The 20397-nt window shown below is 31.7% G+C and carries 24 protein-coding genes; 11 read left to right on the forward strand and 13 right to left on the reverse strand.

Features of this window, described 5'->3' with window-relative positions:
- The 3 genes from EU91_RS0108715 to EU91_RS03135 all read right to left on the reverse strand — a co-directional run.
- Positions 1-938, reverse strand: a 938-nt coding sequence (locus EU91_RS0108715) for a CobW family GTP-binding protein (RefSeq protein ID WP_032524677.1), incomplete at its 3' end; no start/stop codon positions are given.
- A 29-nt stretch (positions 939-967) separates the two neighbouring features.
- Positions 968-1258 (reverse strand): 4a-hydroxytetrahydrobiopterin dehydratase, encoded by a 291-nt coding sequence (locus EU91_RS03140; RefSeq protein WP_032524678.1) that lies wholly within the window; start codon positions 1256-1258, stop codon positions 968-970.
- Between the two features lie 36 nt (positions 1259-1294).
- Positions 1295-1750, reverse strand: coding sequence for a secondary thiamine-phosphate synthase enzyme YjbQ (locus EU91_RS03135; protein WP_032524679.1), 456 nt, complete (start codon positions 1748-1750; stop codon positions 1295-1297).
- Between the two features lie 108 nt (positions 1751-1858).
- Between EU91_RS03135 and EU91_RS03130 the strand changes: the two genes are divergently transcribed.
- A complete protein-coding gene (locus EU91_RS03130; RefSeq protein WP_032524680.1) occupies positions 1859-3364 on the forward strand; it encodes a carboxypeptidase M32 in 1506 nt (501 codons plus the stop codon).
- A 63-nt stretch (positions 3365-3427) separates the two neighbouring features.
- Positions 3428-4015 (forward strand): inorganic diphosphatase, encoded by a 588-nt coding sequence (locus EU91_RS03125; RefSeq protein ID WP_025887731.1) that lies wholly within the window; start codon positions 3428-3430, stop codon positions 4013-4015.
- A 6-nt stretch (positions 4016-4021) separates the two neighbouring features.
- Here EU91_RS03125 and hemC read toward each other — a convergent pair whose 3' ends face one another.
- Complete coding sequence (hemC, locus tag EU91_RS03120) at positions 4022-4972, reverse strand: hydroxymethylbilane synthase (RefSeq protein ID WP_032524681.1); 951 nt, start codon at positions 4970-4972, stop codon at positions 4022-4024.
- A 98-nt stretch (positions 4973-5070) separates the two neighbouring features.
- Entirely contained in the window at positions 5071-6255 is a 1185-nt protein-coding gene (rpoD, locus tag EU91_RS03115; protein ID WP_032524682.1) for an RNA polymerase sigma factor RpoD, read from the reverse strand.
- 321 nt (positions 6256-6576) lie between these two features.
- Between rpoD and priA the strand changes: the two genes are divergently transcribed.
- Positions 6577-8853 carry a replication restart helicase PriA gene (priA, locus tag EU91_RS03110; RefSeq protein WP_032524683.1) on the forward strand — a complete coding sequence of 759 codons (2277 nt, stop codon included), beginning with the start codon at positions 6577-6579 and terminating at the stop codon, positions 8851-8853.
- Here the strand turns inward: priA and EU91_RS03105 are convergent, their stop codons facing one another.
- The 3 genes from EU91_RS03105 to EU91_RS03095 form a co-directional block, all read right to left on the reverse strand.
- Complete coding sequence (locus EU91_RS03105) at positions 8854-9963, reverse strand: DUF3153 domain-containing protein (RefSeq protein WP_032524684.1); 1110 nt, start codon at positions 9961-9963, stop codon at positions 8854-8856.
- Between the two features lie 3 nt (positions 9964-9966).
- Entirely contained in the window at positions 9967-10818 is an 852-nt protein-coding gene (gene argB, locus EU91_RS03100) for an acetylglutamate kinase (RefSeq protein WP_032524685.1), read from the reverse strand.
- A gap of 65 nt (positions 10819-10883) precedes the next feature.
- Entirely contained in the window at positions 10884-11414 is a 531-nt protein-coding gene (locus EU91_RS03095) for a DUF2854 domain-containing protein (protein ID WP_032524686.1), read from the reverse strand.
- A gap of 41 nt (positions 11415-11455) precedes the next feature.
- Here EU91_RS03095 and EU91_RS03090 point away from each other — a divergent pair, with 41 nt between their 5' ends.
- Entirely contained in the window at positions 11456-11638 is a 183-nt protein-coding gene (locus tag EU91_RS03090; RefSeq protein ID WP_032524704.1) for a hypothetical protein, read from the forward strand.
- A gap of 1 nt (position 11639) precedes the next feature.
- Here EU91_RS03090 and EU91_RS03085 read toward each other — a convergent pair whose 3' ends face one another.
- Positions 11640-12065, reverse strand: coding sequence for a single-stranded DNA-binding protein (locus tag EU91_RS03085; RefSeq protein ID WP_032524687.1), 426 nt, complete (start codon positions 12063-12065; stop codon positions 11640-11642).
- Positions 12066-12093: 28 nt separating this feature from the next.
- Here EU91_RS03085 and cobK point away from each other — a divergent pair, with 28 nt between their 5' ends.
- A complete protein-coding gene (gene cobK, locus EU91_RS03080; RefSeq protein ID WP_052041285.1) occupies positions 12094-12897 on the forward strand; it encodes a precorrin-6A reductase in 804 nt (267 codons plus the stop codon).
- A 21-nt stretch (positions 12898-12918) separates the two neighbouring features.
- The gene (cutA, locus tag EU91_RS03075) at positions 12919-13209 is read left to right on the forward strand and encodes a divalent cation tolerance protein CutA (RefSeq protein WP_241433939.1); all 291 of its coding nucleotides are present in this window, start codon (positions 12919-12921) and stop codon (positions 13207-13209) included.
- Between the two features lie 5 nt (positions 13210-13214).
- Here the strand turns inward: cutA and EU91_RS03070 are convergent, their stop codons facing one another.
- The 4 genes from EU91_RS03070 to EU91_RS03055 all read right to left on the reverse strand — a co-directional run bounded on the left by EU91_RS03070 (position 13215) and on the right by EU91_RS03055 (position 17892).
- The gene (locus EU91_RS03070) at positions 13215-14219 is read right to left on the reverse strand and encodes an adenosine kinase (protein WP_032524689.1); all 1005 of its coding nucleotides are present in this window, start codon (positions 14217-14219) and stop codon (positions 13215-13217) included.
- Positions 14220-14234: 15 nt separating this feature from the next.
- The gene (locus tag EU91_RS03065) at positions 14235-15545 is read right to left on the reverse strand and encodes an adenylosuccinate synthase (protein ID WP_032524690.1); all 1311 of its coding nucleotides are present in this window, start codon (positions 15543-15545) and stop codon (positions 14235-14237) included.
- Positions 15546-15626: 81 nt separating this feature from the next.
- On the reverse strand, positions 15627-16064 hold the full coding sequence (gene psb27 / locus EU91_RS03060) for a photosystem II protein Psb27 (RefSeq protein WP_032524691.1): 438 nt from the start codon (positions 16062-16064) through the stop codon (positions 15627-15629).
- Positions 16065-16089: 25 nt separating this feature from the next.
- Positions 16090-17892 (reverse strand): proline--tRNA ligase, encoded by a 1803-nt coding sequence (locus EU91_RS03055; protein WP_032524692.1) that lies wholly within the window; start codon positions 17890-17892, stop codon positions 16090-16092.
- 173 nt (positions 17893-18065) lie between these two features.
- Here EU91_RS03055 and EU91_RS03050 point away from each other — a divergent pair, with 173 nt between their 5' ends.
- From EU91_RS03050 to lepB, 5 genes are all read left to right on the forward strand, one after another.
- The gene (locus EU91_RS03050) at positions 18066-18416 is read left to right on the forward strand and encodes a hypothetical protein (RefSeq protein WP_032524693.1); all 351 of its coding nucleotides are present in this window, start codon (positions 18066-18068) and stop codon (positions 18414-18416) included.
- A gap of 96 nt (positions 18417-18512) precedes the next feature.
- Entirely contained in the window at positions 18513-18767 is a 255-nt protein-coding gene (locus EU91_RS03045) for a hypothetical protein (protein ID WP_032524694.1), read from the forward strand.
- Entirely contained in the window at positions 18757-19311 is a 555-nt protein-coding gene (locus EU91_RS03040; protein ID WP_032524695.1) for an inorganic diphosphatase, read from the forward strand. Before EU91_RS03045 ends, EU91_RS03040 begins: the two co-directional genes overlap by 11 nt.
- A complete protein-coding gene (locus EU91_RS03035) occupies positions 19308-19664 on the forward strand; it encodes a Spx/MgsR family RNA polymerase-binding regulatory protein (RefSeq protein WP_032524696.1) in 357 nt (118 codons plus the stop codon). The genes EU91_RS03040 and EU91_RS03035 overlap by 4 nt, the downstream gene beginning before the upstream one ends.
- 29 nt (positions 19665-19693) lie before the next feature.
- Positions 19694-20353 (forward strand): signal peptidase I, encoded by a 660-nt coding sequence (gene lepB / locus EU91_RS03030; RefSeq protein WP_032524698.1) that lies wholly within the window; start codon positions 19694-19696, stop codon positions 20351-20353.
- Positions 20354-20397: the final 44 nt, after the last annotated feature.

Consider the following 20397-nt stretch of genomic DNA (forward strand, 5'->3'; position numbering starts at 1 on the left):
TTTCTTTCACTTTCCATAAACCATAATATTCCTTTCGCCCTAAATATATTTTTTGAGATTTGATTATCTAAGAAATATTGAAACTTCCTTAAGGAAAATGGTTCAAATGTCTCATAAGAAACTGATGTAAACCCTTCTATGCTATTGATCAAATCGTGTGAATGAGAGGAGTGATCGTGTGAATGAGAGGAGTGATCGTGTGAATGAGAGGAGTGATCGTGTGAATGAGAGGAGTGATCGTGTGAATGAGAGGAGTGATCGTGTGAATGAGAGGAGTGATCGTGTGAATCTTCTCTCACATCTTCTTTATCCTTATCGTATTTAAAAGCATCTGTTTCAAATAAACCTACACTCATTATTGTTTGTAATCCAACTTCACTATTGATTGATCTCAATATCCTTGGTTCTTTTTTTATATTATTTATAAATTTTTCGACTTTCTTTAATTGTTCTTCGTTGACTAAATCACATTTATTTAGGAGAAGGATATCTCCGTATAAAATCTGAGAATAGGCAACACTTGTATTATTAATTTCAAAATCAAAATTTTCTCCATCAATAACAGTGATGATTGAATCTAATCTTACTTTTTCTCGAAGATCTCCAGCTGCAAAAGTCATGGCTACTGGCAAAGGATCCGCTAGCCCAGTAGTCTCGACAATCAAATAGTCTAGTTTTTCAGATCTTTCTAAAACTTTGGATACTGTATTTAATAATTCACCATTAATAGAGCAACATATACAGCCATTATTTAATTCGATCATATCTTCTGAGCCTTCTATTATTAAGTCATTATCTATTCCAATTTCTCCAAATTCGTTGACTAAAACAGCTGTTTTAATACCAACTTGATTTTTTAAAATATGATTTAGAAGTGTAGTTTTGCCAGAACCTAAAAATCCACTAATAATAGTAACTGGCAATAAATTTTTAGACATTTTGAATAGTTGAAAACAAGTTTATATTTTTATTGATCGAAAATTTTGTTGATTTCCGAAGCTAATGTTTGATCCAGATTCGTAATACCTCCTAGATCATGTGTATTTAATTTAATTATTACTTTTGCATAAACATTCTCCCAGTTAGGATGATGATTATATTTTTCACAGATTAAAGCAACCTTAGTCATAAAAGCAAAGGCTTCAATAAAATTAGCGAAGTTAAATTCTCTTTGGATTTGTTTAGATTTAATTTCCCAGCCAGGTATTTTTACTAATAATTCATTCAATTCTTCATCTTGCAAAATGTAGGGTTCCATTAAATAATAAATCTGACTTATTACATTATAAGTATCTTACTTTTTCTCACCAATTATATGTACATTAATGATTCTTTCCTTTTGATCAAATCGATGTTCCCATAAATAAACTGCTTGCCATGTGCCAAGCATAATTTTCCCCTCCTGAAAACTCAAAGATAAACAAGTGTTTGTTAGGGATGTTTTAATATGTGCCGGCATATCGTCAGCCCCTTCTTGATAATGTTTATAGGATATTTCTTCTCTATTTTTTGATAAGGTTAAGTAGGAATCATAGGGAACTATCGATTGCAGATACTTTTTTAGGTCCCTCAGTACATTTGGATCTGCGTTCTCATTAATAGTTAAACTGCAACTTGTATGAAGTGAAGTTAAATTTATAATTCCGGAATGAAAATTATTTTTTTCAACAAATAAATTTAAATCATATGTGATATCAATAAAACCCTCGCCATGAGTTATGAATTTTAATTTTGAAAATATTTGTTCCATATAAGTTAAAACTTAACTAATAAATATCCTATTATGGATAAAGATGCATGTTTCACTGCAGACATTAAAATTTTTATCTTAAGATAAATTTAATTTCCATTTAAATCTTTGGCTGAAACTCATTGGAATAATCTGGGTGCTTACCTTAAAGAAACACAAATATTAGGTTCAATCCAAAATACACTTTATTGGGATCAGAATACTGGAATGCCAAAGAAAGGTGCTTCTTGGAGGTCTGAACAACTTACTTATATTGCAAAAGTATTGCATGAAAGAAATTCTTCCGAGGAATTTTCTAATTTAATACAATCTGCTAAAAATGAACTAGCAGATATTGAACGCAATTCCGATAATCAACTTTTCATAAAAGATAAAGAAAGAAATATTAGCCTTTTATTGAAGGAATTTAATAGAGAAAGAAATTTAGATCCTAAATTAGTTGAGTCTCTAGCAAAGGCAAAATCTAAAGGGTATGAAAGCTGGCGAGAAGCTAAGGAAAAAGCAGATTTTAAAATTTTTCTTCCTTTCTTTAAAGAATTAGTTAAATTGCGGATTGAAGAGGCAAAACAAATATCAGATCAATATTCACCATGGGAAACTTTAGCCCAACCCTTTGAGCCTGAATTAACTTTAAAGTGGCTGAATAAAATGTTTAAGCCTTTGAAAGATACTCTCCCAGAGTTGATTAGAAGGATTAATAAATCTAAGAAATATCACTGGGATTTGCGTTCAGAATCTCAACATAATTTATGTTCTCAATTACTTGATGAGTTTGGGAGAGATAAAGATCTAGTTGTTGTTGGTAAATCTCCCCATCCTTTTTCGATTACATTAGGGCCTAATGATTTCAGGATTACGACAAGAATTGTTGAAGGTGAACCATTATCAAGTTTTTTAGCAACTGCTCATGAGTGGGGGCATTCTATTTATGAGCAGGGTTTGCCATCTCAAAGTCATCAATGGTTTGCTTGGCCTTTAGGTCAAGCAACCTCTATGGGTATTCATGAAAGTCAATCTTTATTTTGGGAAAATAGAATAGTTAAATCCAAATCTTTTTCAAAAAGATTTTTTAACAAATTTGTTTCGGCTGGATGTTCTCTTAATAATTATTTAGAACTATGGAAATCTATTAATCATTTGGAAGCAGGATTAAATAGGGTTGAAGCGGATGAATTGACTTATGGCTTACACATATTAATAAGAACGGAACTTGAAATAGATTTAATTGAAAGAGGGTTACCTGCTGAAGATATTCCAACAGAATGGAATAAAAGATATGATGAACTACTAGGAATTAAACCATCTAATGATTCAGAAGGTTGTCTTCAAGATGTTCATTGGAGTGAAGGGGCGTTTGGATATTTTCCCTCATATTTGTTAGGACATGTTATAAGTGCGCAAATATCTTCTCAACTGGAAAAAGACATAGGTTTAATTGACAACTTAATTGAAAATGGTGAATATCAAAAGATCATCTTTTGGTTAAAAAATAATATACATAAATATGGCAGATCAGTTAATTGTATGGAGTTGGTAAAAGCTGTAACTAATGAAGAACTATCGCCAAACTATTTTATTAATCATTTAAGGTCTAAAATAAATGATTTTTGCTGAAACATTACTTTTAAAGAATTTGGTTAGGTGTGAGGATGTAAGATAAACAAAAATAATTTCTTGATGGCAAATCTAAATCAGCCCCCAAGTAGGGTTACCCCAAATTTATTGCACATACTAAATGCTTTCACTGACAGCTCAAATACAATAATAAACACTATTGTTGAATTGAACTCTAATACCATAAATAAATATGAATTAATTACAGAAACGGGCCATCTTAAACTTGATAGGGTAGGTTATTCATCACTTGCGTATCCTTTTGCTTATGGATGTATTCCAAGGACATGGGATGAAGATGGAGACCCGCTTGATGTAGAAATTGTTGGAGTAACTGAGCCATTGATACCAGGATCTATTGTGGAAGCAAGGATTATTGGGGTGATGAAATTTGATGATGGTGGAGAGGTCGATGATAAGGTAATAGCTGTTCTAGCAGATGATAAAAGAATGGATCATATCTCAAGTTATGAAGACCTTGGAGATCATTGGTTAAAAGAAACAAAGTATTATTGGGAGCACTACAAAGATCTAAAAAAACCAGGAACATGTACTGTCAATGGTTTTTTTGGGATAGAAGAAGCTGTTAAAGTGATTAAAGACTGTGAAGAGAGATACAAAAAAGAAATTGATCCTAAATTAGTAAATTAACTAATTTTATTTTTCTCTAAATTTTTCAAATATTTCGCTTAATATTTCTTCGGCACCTTGCTGCTTTAATTTTTTAGCTAGTTCTTTGCCTACTTCCTCGGGATCATTAATATTGCCAATATATTGATCTTTAATAAGCCTTTCTCCATCAAGAGATGCAACCATACCAGTAAGGCAAAGTTGTTCATTCTGAATTTTACTATTCACACCTATTGGGACTTGGCATCCACCTTCAAGCTCTCTTAAAAAAGCCCTTTCTGCTAGACATCTTTGACTGGTGGGTTTATCTTCTAAGATATTTATAATTTCTAAAACTTTTTTATCATCAGATTTACATTCAATGCCTAGTGCTCCTTGGCCAACGGCATGAAGGGAAACTTCACTTGGAATAATCTGGTGAATTCTTGATTCAAAGCCTAATCTCTTTAGACCAGCGGCCGCAAGAATTATACAATCAAATTCGCCTGCATCTAATTTTTCAATTCTTGTAATAACATTTCCCCTGATATCTTTGAAAAAAAGATGTGGGTACTTATTTCTTAATTGTGCAAGTCTTCTTAGGGAGCTTGTTCCAACAATCGAACCTTCAGGTAAGTTTTCTAATTTATAACAGTCATTTTTTTTGTTTACTACTAAAGCATCTGCAGGATCCTCCCTTTTTGTAATGCATCCTAATTTAAGGCCATTAGGTAAATTGGTTGGTAAATCTTTTAGAGAATGTACTGCTATATCTGCATGTCCTACGAGCATTTGTGCTTCAAGTTCTTTTGTAAACAAGCCTTTGTCACCTATTTTTGCTAAGGCTACATCAAGGATTTTGTCACCTTGAGTTGCCATAGCTTCTATAGATACCTCTAAATTAGGAATATTTCTTTCTAGTTGATCTTTAACCCATAAAGTTTGAACCATTGCTAGCTTACTTCTTCTACTAGCTATTTTTAGCTTAAAATTAGTCATTAAATATTATTTTGAGTTTGAATTAAAAATTAAGTCGAATTTATTTTAAGCTATTATTTTGCCAGTTTTTAAAAGCTAATTATTATACTTAACTTTTTTTATTTTATATATTCTTTTAAAACCCCATTTCGATTTGGATGTCTAAGTTTTCTTAGAGCTTTTGCCTCTATTTGTCTAATTCTTTCTCTCGTCACATCAAAAATCTGGCCAATTTCTTCAAGAGTTTTCATTCTTCCATCATCAATTCCATATCTCAATCTGAGAACATCTCTTTCTCTTGGACTAAGAGTGGCTAATACTCCTTCCAAATCTTCTCTTAGTAAAGTTTTAGAAACATCTTGCTCAGGATTTTCTATATCAGCCTCTATGAAGTCTCCTAGTCTTGAGTCTTCTTCTTTCCCTATTGGAGTTTCTAAAGAAATAGGAAGTTGCGCACTTTTAGCTATAAATCTTAATTTTTCGATGGTCATTTCCATACTCTCAGCGATTTCTTCTTCACTAGGTTTCCTGCCAAATTCTTGGCTAAGAACTTTTGTAGTTTTTTTAATTCTGGATATTGTCTCGTATAAGTGAACTGGCAATCTAATAGTTCTACTTTGATCCGCAATTGCTCTTGTAATAGCTTGGCGAATCCACCAAGTTGCATATGTAGAGAACTTATAGCCTTTTTCATGGTCGAATTTTTCTGCTGCCCTAATTAGACCCAAACTTCCTTCTTGGATTAAATCTTGAAATGATAAACCTCTATTCATATATTTTTTAGCAATGGAAACAACTAATCTTAAATTTGATTGAACCATTTTTTCTTTGGCTCGCCGCCCTAAGAGAAGTCTTCTTCTAAATTTGGGAAGAGGCATATCTATTAACTCGGCCCATTCTCTTACAGATGGGAAATGTCCTTTTTCTGACTCATATTGAGTTGCTAGCTCTTCTAATTGGAGTAAGTCAGCAATTTTTCTTGCAAGCTCAATTTCTTCATCTGGTCTTAAAAGTCTAATTCTTCCAATTTCTTGGAGATAAACTCTTATTGAATCTTCAGTGTAGATACCTTTTGGCCCAAGTTTTATATTCCCGAGCCCTTTATCTTCTTCTTCAGAATCACTAAATTCATTATTGTTATTTTCAAGATTGCTTTCGTTTAACTCAGCAGATGTCTGTAAAGTTTGATTATTTTTATTACTATCTTCTTCAACTACTGTTTCTAAATTTGTATTAATTTTTTTATTGATCTTTTTTTTTGAACTAGGCTTGGAATTCTTTGATTCTGCTGCGACTGGACACATAATTGACTCCTTTCTACGGTGAATTTAACTAGATAAAATTTTATTTAGGGCTAATTTGAACATTTAGTAGTAAAGTCCCCTTAATGTTAAAAAAACTTTTTTACAAAATGAGAATAAGAAAAGTTTTCTAAATTGTTGAAAAATTTAAATAGTGCTATAGATTACCTAAAGTAAAAAGTCTTGGGATTTCTCAGACAGGCAGATCATTTTTGAATTTTCAGTCAATGATCAGAGCTTCATGTCTCCCTTAAGAGCAGGATACTTACAATGTGCAAAAAACACTTTGTGGAATGTTCAACAATCCAATACTAAGAAAAAGTTTTGAAGCCGGCAAGTAATCAGTTATTAAATATCTCCTATAAATTGGAAATTTTGCTTGATATAGGTAGTAGTAATGAAAGCTTTTACTATTTAGATGGAAATAATCTTGGAGCAGAAGTTGGAGATATTGTAAGTGTGAGACTTAGGGGGAGATTATTGAATGGGTTAGTGATCTCCAAAAAAGACTTTTCGACAATCAATAATGATGAATCAAATATTACTGGAGGAAAAAGCATAAGATATTTGTTTGTTGAAAGTATTTTGCAAAAAAAAATAATTGATGAATCTTGGAGAGAATTGATAGACTCCCTAGCCTCTTTTTATATGGTTAGTAATTTAAAAATGTTAAAAACTGCATTTCCTCCTGGTTGGATTGGTAAATATAAAAATTTCTCTAAAGGTTTAAAAGATCAAATATGGATTGAAACTAAAAAAGAATTTGATATTAAGAAAAATGGATTAACCAAAAAAGAATTTTTTTTAATGGATACTTTATCTAAAAAAGGTAATTGGCAAAGTGAATTAATAAAGTCTGGTTTCAATTACACTCTAATCAACTCAATGGTCAGTAAAAATTATCTTGCTAAATCTAAAAGAAAAAAAAATATAAATAGTAAATTAAATTCCTTTGTAAAAGATCATATCGTAACGAAAAAACCAAATCTTACAAATGAGCAAAAAATTGCATTTCAAAAATTTCAAACAATGAAACCAGGAGATGCATTACTTCTTTGGGGCGAAACAGGTTCAGGTAAAACAGAAGTGTATATGAGAATTGCTGAAGATCAATTTCTTAAGAAAAAAAGTTGTTTGATACTAGCCCCAGAAATTGGATTAATTCCTCAACTTATTGATAGGTTTAGTAGGCGATTTAATAATGTCGTTTACGAATATCATAGTAATTGTTCTCCCGATCATAGAACTTTAGTTTGGAAGAAAATTATTAATGCTAATGAACCTTTAATAGTAATAGGTACAAGGTCGGCAGTTTTTCTTCCAATCAGAAATCTGGGATTAATAATAATGGATGAAGAACATGATGTTTCTTATAAGCAAGATAGTCCTATGCCTTGCTATGACGCGAGAGAGATTGCTATTGAAATAGTAAAAAGGAATTCTGCAAAGTTAATTTTTGGGAGTGCAACCCCATCAATGAAGACTTGGAAAAAGTGTATTTTTGAAAGGAATTTTAAATTAGTAAGAATGATTCAAAGGATATCCAGTAATGAGACTCCTGAAATGAAAATTATTGATATGCGGGATGAGTTCAAGAAGGGAAATATGAAAATTTTTTCCAATGAATTATTACAATTGCTTCCTCAACTACGCTTAAAAAAAGAGCAAGCAATAATTTTGATCCCTAGGAGGGGGCATAGTGGATTTTTAAGTTGTAGAAATTGTGGATATTTAATAAATTGCCCCAACTGTGACGTTCCTTTATCAGTTCATCTCGGATCACAAGGAAAAAAATGGTTAAGGTGTCATTGGTGTGATCATAAATCAAGATTGATCAATCGATGCCCAGATTGTCATTCAACTGCTTTCAAACCTTTTGGAATTGGTACGCAAAGGGTTATAGAGTTTTTAAATGAAGAATTCCCTGACTTAAGAGTACTTCGCTTTGATAGAGATACAACTTCAGGAAAGGATGGTCATAGAGATATTCTTTCAAAGTTTTCTAAAGGTGATGCTGATATTCTTGTCGGTACTCAGATGTTGGCAAAAGGTATTGACATCCCCAATATTACTCTTTCAGTAGTTATTGCAGCAGATGGGTTGCTTCATCGCCCAGATATTTCAGCAGAAGAAAAATCATTACAATTATTTTTGCAAGTAGCAGGAAGGGCCGGCAGGGCACAAAAAAAAGGGAAAGTAATTTTTCAAACATATAAACCTAACCACCCTGTGATTTCGTATCTTCAAAAAAGAGATTATGAAAGATTCTTAATTGAAAACTCGAGATTGAGAAAGGATGCTAATTTATTTCCATTTTGCACAATTTGCCTACTTAAATTATCAGGTGAAAATTATGAATTAACTGAGTCAATTGCAATAAAATTAGCAAAATATCTACTCAGTTTTTGTGAGAAAAAGAACTGGAAATTAATTGGACCTGCCCCTAGTTTAATAGCTAAAGTCGGTAAAAAATTTAGATGGCAGATATTAATACATGGCCCTGAAGGAACAAAGATACCTTTACCTGATAGATCAATATTATGGAAACTTATTCCAAAAAATGTTTTTTTAACAATAGATGTTAATCCAGCAGAGTTGTAATTACTTTGATGGAAGTTGAGGTAAATCTGAACCTAATTTAAATCTATAGAATCTTAATAAATAAGCTAATATTATAATTATTAAAATAATAGTTATTCCAATCAAGAGTTTGTTGAGGCTCCAGAAAGAAAATTCAAGACTATTTATCTGCCCTTGATTTAAATCCCAAATTATTAGATTTTTTGTGATTTCTAAATTTGAATTATTTTTATCGGTAAGGATAGCTTTATTAGGGTGAATAATTTTGAAAATGAGTTCTAAATTATCAATGCCTTTAATAGAATTTAGATCCAAATCTAACCTGTAAAAGTATTTTTTAAAAAAAATGAAGTTTTTTTGAGTAGTATTAATTTCTATATTTGTTGATTCACCTGCTAACTCTCCAGCTGTATTTTGGGTGATTTTAAGAACTTGCTTTGTATCCTCTAAATTGAGATTTTTATGTTTCAAAGAAAATGTCGATTCGTCTTGTTCAATTTCTGCGTCAGGAAAAATATCTTTCATCTTCTCTTCAAATTTTAATTGCCAAGGAAATTTCTTTATGTATTTACTCTCTATCACTAAATTATTAGTTATTGAATCAAGTTCACTAAGATCAAGGGTATCCTCAATTTTTACGCAGCCACTTAAAAGTGGAATTAATAATAATAGTATTAAAAAAATGATCAGTGAAAAGCCTTTCTGAAAAGGTTTTGTTTCACCAGTTGGTGTCTCAGTTACATTGATAAATTTTTTTTTCTTCAATACTTCTCTTTTTTTGCGCGGTGAGTTAAGAGATTTTTTATTGAGTGATGGGTCGCTTTCAAACTGTAAGTTCCAATTTTCTGGCTTTTTAATGTCAGGAGAGTCTATAACTTCCATCAAATATTTTGCATTTTCTCTCGTCTTATTATCGTAAGATTTTAGAAGTTCTTTACAAAACCTTTTAGCCTCCTCCCTTTTATTGATACCACATAGAGCAGTAATTAAGATTGTTCTTAAATTTACTCCCTCTTTGCTTGATAAAGGAAATGATTCGATTATGGGCAAAAGAAATTCAATGCAATAATGATACTCACCTTTAGCTAAAGCAAGTTCTACTTTTTCTAAAACTTGCTCATAAGTTTTCATGGGTTAGGCGACTATCATTGTACCTATTCCGGAATTTGTAAAAATCTCAAGAAGTAATGAATGTTCTATTCTTCCATCAATTATGTGAGCTGCTTTGACTCCTTGGGCTAAAGCTCTTATACAGCATTCTGTCTTTGGAATCATACCTTCAGTCACAACTTTTTTATCAATAAAATCTCTTGCTTCTTTGAGATTAGTTTTTTCAACAAGACTATTTTTGTTATCTTTTTCTTTTAAAATCCCTTGAGTATCAGTAAGAAGAATAAGTTTTTCTGCATTTATTGCAGCAGCAATTTCTCCAGCAACAAAATCTGCATTAATGTTATGGGAAATACCCTCCAAGGTTGATCCAATGCTAGAAATTATTGGGATGTATCCTTTAGAAATAAGAGGATCTAATATTTCAGGATTGATTTTTGAAACCTCTCCCACTAACCCATGGCTACCATCTCCTAGTTCTCTGGATTGAATTAAGTTGCCATCAAGACCTGATAACCCCACAGCTAAGGATCCAGTTTTATTAATACCTTTTACAATTTGTTTGTTAACTCTACCCATTAGAACCATCTCGACAATTTCCATTGTTTTTTGATCAGTAATTCTTAATCCATTTTCGAATCTAGGAGATATTTCTAATTTCTTTAACCAATTATTAATCTCTGGTCCACCTCCATGAATTACTACCGGACAAACCCCGACGGTTGATAAAAGTGCAATGTCTCTAAAAAAAGCATTTTTTAAATTATCATTCTCCATAACAGAACCACCATACTTGATAACAATTTTTCTACCTGAGAAACTTTGTATATATGGAAGTGCTTCGCTTAATATTGATACTCTTTGGGAATCATTCATTATTAAAAATTCATTAAAACTTGATTGAATTGAGAAATTAGGTTTTTACAAATATATCCCTATATTCAATAAAAGAGTATAAAATCAAATTCTTCTTTATTATCGTCGATAATAAATTCTGATTCAAGACCTTTAACGAAAAACCTGTTTAATCTTTCTTGTTTTTCAATCCATTTTTCTAGCGGGACAGCGTTTAATTCGAAACGCATTCTGAGACCGTTTTTTTCTTCCTTTGTAATTTCTTCTATTTCTTTCAATTGAGGGGGGTTATCCTCGTCCCACAAATTTAAAGATTCTAATGACGATTCAAGATGAGCTTTTATCCCATACCTCCATCTTGTAACATCCTTAACTAGTGCAGTTAATTCTTTTGGTCTATTAAATTTATCTGTCGCAAAATTTGTCTTGTCAAACAACTTTACAGGAGGTATTTCGGAAGTCTTTAAACCTAATCCAATTAGAAAAATAGGTACTCCATAGAAAAAAGTAGGTACACTTAAATTCACTGAGTCTGTAAAATAAGCAGTCATTCCAACAAAAGCTAATATACCCCCAGCCGTTACGATTAAGTTTCCAGGCGATAAGTATTTCTTCATTTTGATTTAGTAGAATGATTTTAAAAGGGCTAACAAGTATTATGCAAGATCCTAATACTGCAAATCAAGGAGATTTGATTTTTAAACTTGATCAAGACAGAGCATGGCTACTAGAAAATCTTGATAAGGGTAAATGGCCAGAAATCAGAAGCGAACTTGCCGTGCTTGAAAGAAAAATAAGCAAATTAATTATAAGCGTTCAAGAAAATAGTGTTGATATCTGATCTAAAAAGGTATTTCGTCAACTTCAGGTACTAATGGTGAACTATCCCAACTAGATTTTTTGGGGGTTCCTTTATTTTCAAATGAATCATTATTTTCTTTTTGATCAGACTTAATAACTTCAACTGGTGATATTTGATGAATCTTTGAAGCTGTTAGTTCTGGTTGCTTTTCTTTTGTTCCGTCTTTTCTAGTGACAGAATTCATCTTTAGACGTCCCTCAATAACAATATTTTGCCCCTCCTTTAGTTCATTTAGCATTTCTTGGGCAATATTCCCCCATCCTATGATCTTGAGATCTCTGGGTGGATCTTCACTGCGTAATCCTTTAAAATTAACAATCATTTCTGCAATTGGAGTTTGGTTTTCTTTGGTATACCTCATTTGGGGAGCGCTATTAATTACCGCCTGAATTAAACAATGATTCATTACTTACTATTTAATTAAAGACATACTGATGCAGAATCAAGAAAATTGCTATAAAAATGTTTGGATCCTATCAGGAACTTCGGATGGACCTGAAATAGCTAATAGGCTTCTTGAACTTAATTATTCAGTCTTTGCAAGTGTTTTAACTTATAAAGCAGGGCAAGCTTATATTGAAAATCCAAAGTTACATATCATTACGGGAAAATTAAATAATAAAGATCAAATTATTAATTTCATAAATAAAAATAAAATCGCATGCGTTGTCGATGCTACTCATCCATTTGCAGTAATAATTTCTAAAAATCTTAATAATGCATGTAAAGAGATTAATATACCTTTCTTACTATTTGAGAGGAAATCTCTAATAAAAAACACTAATAATTTTTTTTATATTGATCATTTAAAGGATATAAATAACGTTGATATAGAAAATAAGAATATTCTTCTGGCTATAGGATCAAGATTTCTTAACGATACAGCTAATTATTATATGAATCGTAAAGCAAATGTATTTACAAGAGTACTTCCAACTTACGAGGGCATAACTAAAGCTTTTGGATCATGTATTAAAAATTCAAACATAGCCATACTCGAACCAAGTAAAAAAAATAAAAGTTTTTTAGAAAAAAAACTTTGTGATTTTTGGGAGATAGATTATGTTCTATGCAGAGAATCTGGAAGTTATTCTCAGAAAAACTGGGAGAGTATAGTTTCTGGAAGTAAAATGAAGTTATTTTTGGTCAAAAGGCCGATAGTTAAAAATGATAATTCTTACTCTTTTGATCAATATCACGATTTGATAAATCACATAATTAACAATATTGATGTTTAATTCATTATGGAAGTATTAGTGATGATCACAACTGAATCAAGTAACGCAAATGCTTTGCGAATGGCTAAATTACTAATACAAAATAAACTTGCAGCTTGTGTTTCGATAAAGCAAATTTTTTCAATTTATAAGTGGGATGATGATATTGAAGAAACTAAAGAGTTCGAAATTACAATTAAAAGCAAACTAGAATTTAAAGATTATTTAATTGAATTCTTAAATAAAAATTCCACATATGATGTTCCTCAAATTATTTACAAAAAATACCATGCTGAGATGAAATATTATGATTGGTTAAATAAGACTATTTGATAAATTTATTTTATTAACTCTTTAAGATCAATATCCGATCTAGATCCTAATTGCGTAATTATTTGTCCTGCACAAATTGAAGCTATCTCTCCGCATTTTTTTAGGGAACAATTGTTTATTAATCCATGGATAAATCCACCCGCATAGATATCTCCCGCTCCTGTAGTATCAATAATCTTGCCTTTCGTTATTGACTCAATTATTTCAACATTATTTTTGTTAACTATGAGAGAACCATTGCTTCCGAGAGTTACTATGACTAATTCACATAAGGAAGATAGGTCTTCTTGGCAGCTTGCTAATTTATCATTTTTAAATAGACTTAACACCTCGGATTCATTACAAAAAACAATATCTACATATTCATAAATTAATTCCAAGAAACTCTCACGATGTCTATCTACACAAAATGAATCAGACAATGAAAGAATTATTTTTGTATTGGATTGTTTTGCAATTTGGGCGGCTTTAATAAAAGCTTTTTTAGCTAATTCGCTGTCCCATAAATACCCCTCTAAATATAAGTATTTACTTTCCTTAATTACAGTAAAGTCAATGTCTTCTGGTTCAAACTCTATAGATGCTCCTAGGTAAGTGCACATAGTTCTTTGTGCATCAGGTGTAATTAAAATAATTGAATGAGCTGTTGAAGAACCTTCAATAGTTGGTGGAGTGTTAAATATGGTTTTGCTTTGTTTAATATCTTCAGAAAAGAAATCCCCAAATTGATCATTTTTAACCCTTCCAATAAACTGAACATGATTACCTAATTCTGCTAAACAAACAACGGTATTTGCTGAGGATCCCCCTGATATTTGTTTGACCACTTTGCAATTTTCTAATAATCTCTGAGATTCATCAGAATTAATTAGATTCATTGATCCTTTAGCCAGATTATTTATCTCAAGGAACTCATCCTCAATATTTACAATAATATCTACTATTGCGTTGCCCAGACCAATGAGATCTACCTTTTTATTATGTTCAAAATTTCTAAAGGATTCCTTCATTAATTTGGAATTAAATCACCTAAGAAGTGCTCTTTTAGGACCATGAATTGGGTCTTCAATTACTATGGTTTGATCTCTATTCGCTCCCAACGAGACAATGGCAATTGGAACCTCCATTAATTCAGCTAAAAATCTTAGATAATTCATAGCATTCTTTGGGAGATCAGATAGTTTTCTGCAATCTGCAGTTGAACATTGCCAACCTTTTAATGTTTTGAAGATTGGCTTACATTTTTTTAAGTCATCTGAATTTGTAGGAAAGTAGTCTATTTCCTCTCCATCCAGATCATATGCAATACAAACTTGTATCTCATCTAATTCATCTAACACATCTAGTTTCGTAACTGCTAAACAATCAAGACCATTTACAGATACAGCATATTTACCAATAACCCCATCAAACCATCCACATCTTCTCCTTCTGCCAGTAGTAGTTCCAAATTCACTACCTCTATCACAGAGTTGATCATTAATACTCCCTTGCAATTCCGTTGGGAATGGCCCCTCTCCAACTCTTGTAGTGTAAGCCTTCGCGACACCTATGACTCTATCAATTAAAGTTGGACCCACTCCAGCACCAATACATGCACCTCCTGATATAGGGTTTGATGAGGTAACAAAAGGATAAGTCCCATGATCTAAGTCAAGTAGAGTACCTTGAGCACCTTCGAAAAGAATATTCTTCTTGTTTTTTGAGGCTGCATGGATAGTCCTCGTACAGTCAACAACATGCTTTGATAATCTTTCCCCATAGTCAAGATATTCTTCAAGAATATCTTCTAATTTAAGTGGTTTAATGCCATAGATTTTTTCTAGTAGACCGTTTTTTTCTCTTAATGGAATTTCGATAACATCCTTTAGCCGTTCCTTACTTAGCAAATCTCTTATTCTAATACCATTTCTTTGCGACTTGTCCGCATAAGTTGGCCCAATACCGCGACCTGTAGTCCCTATTTTGTTTGACCCTCTATCAGCCTCCATCGCTTCATCCAAAATTCGGTGGTAGGGCATTGTTACATGAGATGTTGATGAAATTTTTAATCCCGAGATATCAATTCCATTATCAATTAACATATCAATTTCTTTTAGCAAAATTTTTGGATCTACAACAGTTCCCGACCCAATTAAACAAGAAGTATTTTTATAAAGTATTCCTGAGGGAATTAGATGTAATTTTAAGACTTTATCATCTACAACTATAGTATGGCCTGCATTTACTCCCCCTTGGTAGCGCACGACGACATCCGCCGAACGACTAAGTAAATCCGTTATTTTACCTTTTCCTTCGTCACCCCATTGGGCTCCGATTACAACAACATTAGCCAATTTTAGAAGAGCATTATTTTTGTGGGAATATTTAATATATTCAAAAATCTTGGTTTACTTTTAAAAAGTAAATGAATTGTATCAACTTTCTCTTAAAACCATTTTTTCAGCAAGAGAAAATTCTTTGGTTAAACGTTCCTTAAGTTTATCTGGTAAAGGTCTACTTGCAAAGTTTTTGTAATGACCTGCCATAGCATTTAATGCTGTTTGCATAGTTGTAAATGATTGAGTTTTATTTACCATCCCTCTATTTCTGTATCTGGAAATATAGTCAGTTATAAGTGTAAGAGCCTCACTTCTAACTTCATCTTTATTTGGTGAATCTTTTGGAGTATCAACAGCTGTTTGTAATGTTTTAACAACCGAAATTGTATCTTTTGTATAGTCACCTGTCATAGAGGTTTTTACAGCTATTGAGGGGGAACTAAATAATGTAAAAACAACAATCAAAGAGAGTGCAAAAGATATAACTTTGGTAAGTTTTTTAAGAATTAATTCAGATGTCCATTTCAGTAACATAACCTAGCTCCCAAAAAAATAAGCCTTAAGACTTTTTATTGTACATTATTTCTGATTCGGAAATAAATGTTTCCAACAATTTATCAGTACTAATTTTAAACTTAGTATTATTTGTTCTAGATAAAAGTTCTACTTCTTTATTAACTGCATCTCTGCCAATAATTATCTGAAAAGGAATACCAATTAATTCCGCATCTTTAAATTTCACTCCAGCCCTATCGTTTCTGTCATCAAGTAAGACATCAATTTTATTAATTAAAAAGTTGTTATAGATTTGCTCAGTAAGTTCACTTTGAACTGGATCTTTAAGGTTTGTTGGAATAATAATAACCTCAAAAGGAGAAATCTGGATAGGCCAACAAATGCCCTTTTGATCATGATTCTGTTCGATAGCAGCTTGAGCTATTCTTGTCACTCCTATTCCATAACAACCCATCCATAAATTTTTTAACTGACCATTCTTATCAGAGAACTTTGCATTTAATTTTTCACTATATTTTTGACCTAGTTGGAAAATATGTCCAATCTCGATACCTTTTTTTTCTTGAAGTTCCTCATCATTAGCAATACTTACTCTATCTCCTTTTTTGGCATTCCTGATATCCCCAATTAGATAGTCTTTCGAAGCAAAAGAAAATTCTTGAAAAACTTTATGGAAATTAACTTTATTCCCCCCGCTTATGAACTTTGAAAGCTCACTTGCAGAAGGGTCAATTATTCTTGTCCATTTTTTATCCCAATTAGAACTAGCTTTAATAGTTTTATTATCTAAATCTGGCCCGATAAAACCTAAGGGAAAATCAACTAGATTTTTTTCGATAGTATTTTTGTCTTCAATCTTTTTAAGATTAATAAGGTTGAAATTATGAAGTTTATTGATTAAGTTAAAAAGCTTTACTTCATTAATGTGTTGATCGCCTCTTATGCATGCAAGAATTGGGACCTCAAATTCACCTTCGAACTGTGCAAGGAATATTACTACTTTAATAATCTGACTAGGGTCTAAATTATTGTTATCGCAAACTTCTAGGATTGTTCTTTGATGAGGTGTTTCCAACCACTCTGCAATATTATCTTTTAGTGGAATAGGTTGAGAGGGTAGAGAAACAGCTTTTTCAATATTTGCAGCATAAGAACCACTTTGAGTAAACAAAATGGAGTCTTCCCCAGCATCAGCAGTGACCATAAATTCTTTAGAAGAAGCACCGCCAATTGCTCCACTATCAGCTTCAACCCCTACTGTCTGCAGTCCACAGGATTTAAAAATATTTTCATAGGCATTTCCCACCTTTTCGTAGAAAGAAGCCAGATCGTTTTCTGAAGAATGAAAAGAATAACCATCCTTCATTATAAATTCTCTACTTCTCATCAATCCAAACCTTGGCCTTATTTCATCTCTAAATTTTGTCTGAATTTGATAAAAACATTGAGGTAATTGCTTGTAGGAGTTGATGGTTTCTGATGCAATACTCGTAATCACCTCTTCGTGAGTTGGAGCTAAACCAAATTCTTTACCTTGTCTATCTTTGAGATTAAACATTATTCCTTCCCCTGCAGTATATCCTTCCCACCTTTCACTTTTTCTCCATAAATCTGCAGGATGAAGTTGGGGTAATAGTAATTTTGTACAACCAATACTATTAAGTTCTTTCTCTATTATTGCTGATATTTTTTCAATAACTCTAAGCATTATTGGCATGTATGCATAAATTCCGCTGTTGACTCTGCGAATATACCCAGCTTTTAAAAGTAATTGATGTGAAATAATTTCAGCTTCAGAAGGTGTGTCACGAAGTGTCCCCAGAGGAAATGAGGTTGTCACGCGCATACAAAAAAATCCTTAATAATATTTAATTTTATCAATTCAGATGAAAAAATAATTTAAAGTGTCTTGAGTCCCTCAACGCAGCTAGTCTAAAAATATTGTTTCTGCTAACTTCTTCAGTAATGAAGTTCAGACTCTTTTAAAAGTTCATTACTACTAAAACATTTCTTAAGTTTATGGAAAGTATAGATTCTAATATTTCTAGCGATGAGGAATTGGTAGGTATCGATGAAGTTCAAAAATTCCTTAACAGATCAAGAGCTTCTGTCTATAGGTATACAAATACAGATTTAAGAAATCTAAACCCTAGCTTTAATCCAAGAAAATTAAATCCCGAATTTAGAACTGATCAAAAAGATCCTTTAAAATTTCATCCTAATGAAGTAGCAAGATTCGCAAAAGATATTCTAAGAATTAAAGAAGTTACTGTAGAGGTTTTTAATACACCATCCTCCGCTGCTCAAAATATAATGGCGCAAATATTAGACGAACTAAAATCTATTAGGTCTTTACTAGAAAAAGAGTAATTTTAATTTTACTAATCAATGTTTTGATTTATTGACATTTTAAATGTAGGATAATGATGTTTAATTATCTCCTCAATCTTTACCAATTTAGAGTTCTTGAGTTACACGAAATCAAAGCAGTTTATTCAAAGTAAATCAAGCGAAGAATCTTTCCATGGTTCTGCTCAAAGTGATTTTGAAAGAGATGATGATGACCCCTTAAGTATAAGGAGTTTATCTATAACATCTTTAGGTATTATTTTTGCACTTTTGACAATTCTTTTACCTTCAATAAGCATTTTAATTGGAAGACCTTTACCTCAAGGAAAAGAGATAATTCATAATTACGGTTTTAAAAAAGATGGACCTTAGTTCAATACCTCCATCTCCAATGAAGGGAATAGTAAATATTGTTGTTGAAATACCGGCAGGTAGTAGGAATAAATATGAATATTGCTCTGATGCAGGAATAATGGCCTTAGATAGAGTATTGCATTCTTCAGTGAGGTACCCTTTTGATTATGGCTTTATTCCAAATACTCTCGCTGATGATGGAGCTCCTCTTGATGCAATGGTGATAATGGATGAGCCTACTTTTGCTGGTTGTTTAATAAAAGCTAGACCTATTGGAGTTTTGGATATGCATGATTGTGGTGCATATGATGGGAAAATTTTATGTGTGCCTATGGCTAATCCTAGACAGGCTAACATAGTGAGTATTAATCAAATTGCTCCTAATCAGCTTGAGGATGTAGCTGAATTTTTTAGGACAAGTAAAGGACTTGATGGAAGAACAGTTAAAATTGATGGTTGGAGGGATTTTGATGTGGTTGAAAATTTATTGAAAAGTTGTATACCCCTAAAAAAGAAAAACTTTAAAGTACTTAAGAAATCAAGAAGTGGTCAATTAAATTGAAAAAAATAATTTTTTATAGTTATTTAAAATGCTCCACTTGTAGAAAAGCTGCAAAGTGGCTTAAAAGCAAAGATTTCGAATTCCAATTAATTGATATTGTAAAAGAACCACCACTTGTTAATTATTTAAATCTAGCTTTAGAACAATACTCTGATGATAAGAAAAGGATTTTTAATACAAGAGGTAAAGCTTTTAAAACTCTCAATCTTGATATTTATGACTTATCAAGGGAAGAAATTATTCAACTTCTTTTAGGTGATGGCAAATTAATAAAAAGACCATTTTTGATTTACGAAGGGAAAAAAGTAATATTAGGTTTTAACGAAATTGAATATGCTAAACAAATTATATAAGGTTAAAAAATCAAAAATTTATTAATTTTATGCATGCTTCTATTAAAAGTTTTTTAAAAGAATGGGGTCTGCTAATTCTATTAACTTTTTTTGTTTCTTCTTGTAGATCTTTTCTCGCAGAACCACGCTATATCCCTTCTGGTTCAATGCTTCCAGAATTACAAATAAATGATAGGTTAATTATTGAAAAATTTTCGCTAAGAAACTCTTTACCTAAAAGAGGTGATATTGTTGTTTTTAATTCACCTTACTCCTTTGACGAAAAATTAATTTCATTAAGATCAAAGCCTCTACCACAAAAAAGATATTGTTTTTTTATGAGTTTCCCTCCAATATCTTTTATTCCTGGTTTGAGGGATCAAGCTTGCGATGCATATATTAAAAGAGTGGTGGCACTTCCAGGAGAAATTGTGAGTGTAAACACGAAGGGAGAATTAATAATAAATAATAAATTAATTTCTGAACCTTATGTCTCTTATAAGTGCTCTTCATCACTTTTTAATGAATGTGGTAAATTTGAAAATATAAAAGTTCCTGAAGATCATTTTTTAGTTTTAGGTGATAATAGGTCAAATAGCTGGGATGGTAGATATTGGCCTGGAAGTAAATTTCTTCATAAAAAGGAGATAATTGGTAAAGCATATTTCAGATTCTGGCCTCTTAGTCAAGTTGGCTTTTTCAATAAATAACCCCATTTTCCTGGATCTGACTTCAATAAAATTTTAAAAAAAGT

Source organism: Prochlorococcus marinus str. GP2 (genome assembly GCF_000759885.1).
In the GTDB taxonomy this organism is placed as follows: domain Bacteria; phylum Cyanobacteriota; class Cyanobacteriia; order PCC-6307; family Cyanobiaceae; genus Prochlorococcus_A; species Prochlorococcus_A marinus_J.

Excerpts from the sequence above, each read along its gene's own strand:
- EU91_RS03140 (WP_032524678.1), bottom strand. The coding sequence starts at position 1,258 with ATGGAACCCTACATTTTGCAAGATGAAGAATTGAATGAATTATTAGTA.
- EU91_RS03135 (WP_032524679.1), bottom strand. The coding sequence starts at position 1,750 with ATGGAACAAATATTTTCAAAATTAAAATTCATAACTCATGGCGAGGGT.
- EU91_RS03125 (WP_025887731.1), top strand. The coding sequence starts at position 3,428 with ATGGCAAATCTAAATCAGCCCCCAAGTAGGGTTACCCCAAATTTATTG.
- hemC (WP_032524681.1), bottom strand. The coding sequence starts at position 4,972 with ATGACTAATTTTAAGCTAAAAATAGCTAGTAGAAGAAGTAAGCTAGCA.
- rpoD (WP_032524682.1), bottom strand. The coding sequence starts at position 6,255 with ATGTGTCCAGTCGCAGCAGAATCAAAGAATTCCAAGCCTAGTTCAAAA.
- EU91_RS03105 (WP_032524684.1), bottom strand. The coding sequence starts at position 9,963 with ATGAAAACTTATGAGCAAGTTTTAGAAAAAGTAGAACTTGCTTTAGCT.
- argB (WP_032524685.1), bottom strand. The coding sequence starts at position 10,818 with ATGAATGATTCCCAAAGAGTATCAATATTAAGCGAAGCACTTCCATAT.
- EU91_RS03095 (WP_032524686.1), bottom strand. The coding sequence starts at position 11,414 with ATGAAGAAATACTTATCGCCTGGAAACTTAATCGTAACGGCTGGGGGT.
- EU91_RS03090 (WP_032524704.1), top strand. The coding sequence starts at position 11,456 with ATGCAAGATCCTAATACTGCAAATCAAGGAGATTTGATTTTTAAACTT.
- EU91_RS03085 (WP_032524687.1), bottom strand. The coding sequence starts at position 12,065 with ATGAATCATTGTTTAATTCAGGCGGTAATTAATAGCGCTCCCCAAATG.
- cobK (WP_052041285.1), top strand. The coding sequence starts at position 12,094 with ATGCAGAATCAAGAAAATTGCTATAAAAATGTTTGGATCCTATCAGGA.
- cutA (WP_241433939.1), top strand. The coding sequence starts at position 12,919 with ATGATCACAACTGAATCAAGTAACGCAAATGCTTTGCGAATGGCTAAA.
- EU91_RS03070 (WP_032524689.1), bottom strand. The coding sequence starts at position 14,219 with ATGAAGGAATCCTTTAGAAATTTTGAACATAATAAAAAGGTAGATCTC.
- psb27 (WP_032524691.1), bottom strand. The coding sequence starts at position 16,064 with ATGTTACTGAAATGGACATCTGAATTAATTCTTAAAAAACTTACCAAA.
- EU91_RS03055 (WP_032524692.1), bottom strand. The coding sequence starts at position 17,892 with ATGCGCGTGACAACCTCATTTCCTCTGGGGACACTTCGTGACACACCT.
- EU91_RS03050 (WP_032524693.1), top strand. The coding sequence starts at position 18,066 with ATGGAAAGTATAGATTCTAATATTTCTAGCGATGAGGAATTGGTAGGT.
- EU91_RS03040 (WP_032524695.1), top strand. The coding sequence starts at position 18,757 with ATGGACCTTAGTTCAATACCTCCATCTCCAATGAAGGGAATAGTAAAT.
- lepB (WP_032524698.1), top strand. The coding sequence starts at position 19,694 with ATGCATGCTTCTATTAAAAGTTTTTTAAAAGAATGGGGTCTGCTAATT.